3 protein-coding genes, 1 rRNA gene, 1 pseudogene and 1 other annotated feature are annotated in these 4,690 nt (G+C 30.2%); of the genes and pseudogenes, 1 reads left to right on the top strand and 4 read right to left on the bottom strand.

Going from position 1 to position 4,690, the window contains the following annotated elements:
* The 3 genes from K5V21_RS18915 to K5V21_RS18905 all read right to left on the bottom strand — a co-directional run.
* Positions 1 to 94, bottom strand: a 16S ribosomal RNA gene (locus tag K5V21_RS18915); the annotation flags it as partial.
* 548 nt (positions 95 to 642) lie between these two features.
* Positions 643 to 2,022 carry a UDP-N-acetylmuramoyl-L-alanine--D-glutamate ligase gene (murD, locus tag K5V21_RS18910; protein ID WP_221862639.1) on the bottom strand — a complete coding sequence of 460 codons (1,380 nt, stop codon included), beginning with the start codon at positions 2,020 to 2,022 and terminating at the stop codon, positions 643 to 645.
* Between the two features lie 212 nt (positions 2,023 to 2,234).
* Complete coding sequence (locus tag K5V21_RS18905; protein WP_221862637.1) at positions 2,235 to 3,635, bottom strand: glycine--tRNA ligase; 1,401 nt, start codon at positions 3,633 to 3,635, stop codon at positions 2,235 to 2,237.
* A gap of 49 nt (positions 3,636 to 3,684) precedes the next feature.
* Positions 3,685 to 3,848 (bottom strand) — a binding site (T-box leader).
* Positions 3,849 to 3,992: 144 nt separating this feature from the next.
* On the opposite strand from K5V21_RS18905, the gene K5V21_RS18900 reads away from it, so the two are divergent.
* The gene (locus tag K5V21_RS18900; RefSeq protein ID WP_221862635.1) at positions 3,993 to 4,472 is read left to right on the top strand and encodes an LURP-one-related/scramblase family protein; all 480 of its coding nucleotides are present in this window, start codon (positions 3,993 to 3,995) and stop codon (positions 4,470 to 4,472) included.
* 108 nt (positions 4,473 to 4,580) lie between these two features.
* Here the strand turns inward: K5V21_RS18900 and K5V21_RS18895 are convergent.
* Positions 4,581 to 4,690, bottom strand: a pseudogene (locus tag K5V21_RS18895) (IS200/IS605 family transposase); the annotation flags it as partial.

The raw sequence follows: 4,690 nt of genomic DNA, 5'->3' as shown, positions 1-4,690 counted from the left end.
AATCCGTTTCCCGAAGGAAACTTCATCGCTCGACTTGCATGTGTTAGGCACGCCGCCAGCGTTCGTCCTGAGCCAGGATCAAACTCTCAATAAAAAGTTTAATCTTTTCACTCATAAAACTTACTTTTGTAAAAAGAATTGCTGGTTGTTTAAATGTATTTCTATATTCTGTTCAATTTTCAAAGATCTGTGCGATCTCGTTGACCGCTTTATTATAGTATCACTTAAGTTCCTCATTGTCAACAACTTTTTTAAAATTGTTTTTTAATGTTTTACTTGAAGTGTTTTCATTACCGTCATCACCTGACGACGGATATTATAGTACCATGATTATATTTTTTATAATTATTAATTAATTATCATTATGCAAATTTATTCTTTAAATACTCTATTTTTCTTAGATTTACTAATTAATTCAAATAATGATACACGTGGTAAAGTTATCGCCTTAAAAACCTATTTTTCTATTAATCATTCTAATTTTCACAATAAAACTCCAATTCCTTTCTGTACTTTTCTATCTCTATAAGATATTTTTCTTTATCTTTTTAAATACAATTTATACTTTTAATAATCTTTTTCTTAATTTATTTAAAAATGAAGAAAAAGATAGCACAAGTATTTGTGCTATCTTTTTTCTATCTATTTTAATGCATTTACTAATTCCTTAAACTTATTTCCTCTTTCCATAAAGTTAGGGAACATATCAAAAGATGCACAAGCTGGTGATAGTGTTACTATATCTCCATCTACCGCTATCTCTTTTGCTTTATTTACAGCATCTTCAAAAGTATTCACTTCTATAATTTCAACATCAATACCTTTGTCTTCTTTTAATTTATTAAATGCTGCTTTAATTTTCTCCTTTGTAGCTCCAAGTAATATCATTTTTTTGATAAAAGGATATCCTTCTTCAGCTAAAGGTTCAAAAGGTATATGTTTATCATATCCCCCTGCTATTAATATTACCTTTTCATCAAAAGCTTTAAGTCCAGCTAAAGTTCTTGTAGGGCTTGATGCTATAGAATCATTATAATATTTAACTCCATTTAGTTCTCTAACAATTTCACATCTATGTTCTACACCACCAAAAGTCTCACATACTTTTTTCATTGTCTCTATTGAAACATCATCCTTAGTAGCTATAAATGCGGCTAAATAATTTTCTACATTATGCATACCTTTTAAAAGTATATCACTTCTTCTTACAACTTCTTTCCCTTCTAGGTATAGTATTCCATCTTTGTAATATGCGCCTTTTTGTAGTACTCTTTTTGAGCTGAATTCTCTAACTTCTCCTTTTGCTTCTTTTTCAAAACTATATGTTATATCATTCTCTCTATTAACTACTAATACTCCTGACTCCTCACCATATAGGAATACATTCTTCTTAGCATCTATATATTCTTGCATATCTTTATGCATATCTAAATGATTTGGAGCCAAATTAGTGCATATAGCCACATCTATCGGTAAATCCATAGTCATAAGTTGAAAACTTGATAATTCAAGTACTACCATATCTTCTTTTTTTATTTCTTCAATTTGAGCAAATAATGGTGTTCCTATATTTCCACCTACCCAAGTCTTATAACCTTCTTCACTTAATAATTTTGATATTATAGTAGTAGTTGTTGTTTTTCCATCACTACCTGTAACACCATATATCTTTCCGGTACAATATCTTACGAACTCTTCCATTTCTGAAGTTATGTATGCCCCTTCTCTCTTAACTCTAACTAGAGCATCACAATCTATTCTCATTGATGGTGTCTTAAATACAACATCAAAACCAGTTAAATTATCTAAGTAGTTTTCCCCAAGAGAAAGTTCTACTCCTTTATTCTTAAAATCTTCAGCTATAGCCCCTAGCTTTTCTTCGCTTTTCATATCAAAAGCTGTAACTTTAGCATCAAGTTCTACTAAGAAATTGATAAGTGGTATATTACTTACTCCTATTCCTACAACTCCAACTTTCTTGCCTTTTATAAAATCTTTAAACTCTCTAAAATCTTTTTTCATACTTTGCCTCCAAGTCTACACTACTATCAACTTATATATTATGAATTATTTTTAATTTTGTCCCATTTGTTTCTAATTATAACACTATAGATTATTGTTTTTAAGTTTAAATTCCATCAAAAAGTCCCATTATATCAATATATATAATAAAAAAGAGTATTTTCATTATGAAAATACTCTTTTTATATAAACATTCTTTTATTTTAAATTAATTAAAATTCTAAACTCTTAGCAATATATGCTTCTAGATCTTCAATCTTAACTCTTTCTTGTTCCATTGAATCTCTATCTCTAACTGTTACTGCTCCATCTTCTAATGTATCAAAGTCAATTGTTATACAGAATGGAGTACCTATTTCATCTTGTCTTCTGTATCTCTTACCAATACTTCCAGCTTCATCATATTCAACATTAAACTTCTTAGCAAGCTCTCCGTATACTTCTAAAGCCTTATCTGATAATTTCTTTGATAATGGTAATATTGCAGCCTTAAATGGTGCAAGTGCTGGATGAAGATGCATAACTATTCTTGAATCTTGTTTAGTTTCTGTTGATAAATCTTCTTCATCATATGCATCAACTAAGAATGCAAGTGCAACTCTATCTGCTCCAAGTGATGGTTCTATACAGTATGGTATATATCTTTCATTAGTCATTGGATCTAAATAAGTTAAATCTTGACCTGAATGCTCTGCATGTTTCTTTAAGTCATAGTCTGTTCTATCAGCTATACCCCAAAGTTCACCCCAACCAAATGGGAATAGGTATTCTATATCTGATGTTGCATTTGAATAGAATGAAAGTTCTTCCGCTTCATGATCTCTTAATCTTAGACAGTCTTTATTAACTCCTAAATTTAATAAGAAGTTCCAGCAGTATTCTCTCCAGTATTCAAACCACTCTAAATCTGTTCCTGGCTTACAGAAGAATTCTAATTCCATTTGTTCAAATTCTCTTGTTCTGAATGTGAAGTTACCTGGTGTAATTTCATTTCTAAATGATTTACCTATTTGAGCTATACCAAATGGTACTTTCTTTCTTGAACTTCTTTGGGTTTGCTTGAAGTTTACAAATATACCTTGTGCTGTTTCTGGTCTTAAGTATATTTCATTCTTAGCATCTTCAGTTACACCTTGGAAAGTTTTAAACATAAGATTGAATTGTCTTATATCTGTGTAGTTCATCTTTCCACATTTAGGACATACTATATTATGCTCCTCTATGTAGCTTTTTAATTGTTCATTTGACATACCATCAGCTGAAGCAACTTCAATTCCACTTTCAGTCATATGATCTTCAACTAATTTGTCAGCTCTAAATCTAGCCTTACATTCTTTACAATCCATTAATGGATCTGAGAATCCACCTAAGTGACCTGATGCCACCCAAACTTCCTTGTTCATTAAGATAGCACAATCAACACCTACGTTATATGGACTTTCTTGAACAAATTTTTGCCACCATGCTTTTTTAACGTTATTCTTAAATTCAACTCCTAATGGACCGTAATCCCATGAGTTTGCAAGTCCACCATATATATCTGAACCCGGGAATATAAATCCTCTGTTTTTACAAAGTGCAACTATCTTATCCATAGTCTTTTCTACTGCCATTTCTAATACCTCCAATAATTTTTTATAATAAAAAAAGCCCTAAGCACAATAAAGGGACGAAAAACATTCCGCGGTTCCACCCTTCTTGGCTAAAGCCCAACTTTCAAAACACTGCTCAAAAGCTCCCTTCATCTTATTTTATTAATGATTTACACCACCCATCATCTCTCTAAAAATAAAGCTAAGACTACTCTTCTTTTTCAACGCATATATTAATTTATATATTTAATTTTACCAAAAGCCTTATATATGTCAAGGTACATACAAACTTATTTTTTATGTTACATTAAATTTACTTAATGAACAGCTTATATATTATATAATATATTTAAATAAAATAATAAAGGGGGATTAATCATGAAATATGTTTTAAATCAAAATTTAGTTTCTATTGGAAATGATTATTTAATAAAAGATGCTAATGGATATGTATGTTACAAAGTTGATGGTAAAGTATTTACTATTGGAGAAAGATTATTTTTTGAAGACTCAAATGGTAATAAGTTATTTAAAATACGAAAAAAACATATGAAATTAGCAGAAACATTTGAAGTTTATAGAGCAAATGAACCTTATGCTAAAATAACAAAAAGAATGCTTACTCCTATAGAGGATGAATTTATCATTGACACTCCTTATGGGGAATTAATTGCTAAAGGTGATTTTACTGATTATGAATTCTGTATATACGATGAGTATGATACTCCTGTAGCTACAGCTTCTAAAAATAGTATTAATTCAATTGGCAAATATGCTATTGATATAGAAAATTTTAATGATCATGGACTAATACTTGCTTGTGCCGTTATTATAGATTTAATTGAATATGATGAATAATAAAAATCCACCAGCTTAGCTGGTGGTATTTCCTCAGCCCTATAAGGGCACATTACCTGCGATTGCGCCTTAAGGCGCTAAAAAGGTCCGCCAGCCGCATATCTTCTGTTACTTGCTACCCTTGAAAGGGTCCATATATTCTTTTATAATTATTTGATATGCTATCATATCTTCTCGTTCTTGATTTCTTATATATTCTTCAATTGCTTTTTTATTTC

Origin of the sequence: Clostridium sardiniense (assembly GCF_019753795.1) — a bacterium.
Taxonomy (GTDB): domain Bacteria; phylum Bacillota; class Clostridia; order Clostridiales; family Clostridiaceae; genus Clostridium; species Clostridium sardiniense.
The sequence above is the reverse complement of the archived record's forward strand: the minus strand, read 5'-3'. Positions and strand labels throughout refer to the sequence as shown.

Bases quoted from the DNA above. Each gene is read 5' to 3' on its own strand.
- K5V21_RS18905 (WP_221862637.1), bottom strand. From the start codon at position 3,635: ATGGCAGTAGAAAAGACTATGGATAAGATAGTTGCACTTTGTAAAAAC.
- K5V21_RS18900 (WP_221862635.1), top strand. From the start codon at position 3,993: ATGAAATATGTTTTAAATCAAAATTTAGTTTCTATTGGAAATGATTAT.
- murD (WP_221862639.1), bottom strand. From the start codon at position 2,022: ATGAAAAAAGATTTTAGAGAGTTTAAAGATTTTATAAAAGGCAAGAAA.